Raw genomic sequence first — 349 nt, 5'->3', positions numbered from 1 at the left:
CAGACCCGCACCCGCCAGATACAGCTCACCGGCCACACCCGGCGCCACCGGACGCAACGCCGCGTCCAGCACATACACCTGCGTGTTCCAGATCGGCGCGCCGATCGGCACCCGGTCCGCGCCCGGCACGTGCTGCCACGCCGTGACCTCCACCGACGCCTCGGTCGGACCGTACAGGTTGTGCACCCCGCAGCCGGGCAGCACCTCGACGGCCTTGTTGGCCAGGGCGGGCGGGAACGCCTCGCCGGCGACCTCGATCCAGCGCAGGCTGGTGCACTCCTTGGCCCCCGGCTCGGCGACGAACGCCTCCAGGAGCGAGGGCACGAAGTCGGCGCCGGTCACTCCCTCC

1 protein-coding gene is annotated in these 349 nt (G+C 73.1%); it reads right to left on the bottom strand.

The genetic code is table 11. The features are described from left to right. Positions 1-349 (bottom strand): AMP-binding protein (locus tag ADK65_RS04090; RefSeq protein WP_159038714.1); only part of this gene is annotated, 349 nt, incomplete at both ends.

Origin of the sequence: Streptomyces sp. NRRL B-1140 (genome assembly GCF_001280065.1) — a bacterium.
Classification (GTDB): domain Bacteria; phylum Actinomycetota; class Actinomycetes; order Streptomycetales; family Streptomycetaceae; genus Streptomyces.
Note: the sequence above shows the minus strand (reverse complement) of the source record. Positions and strands in the feature narration are given on the sequence as shown.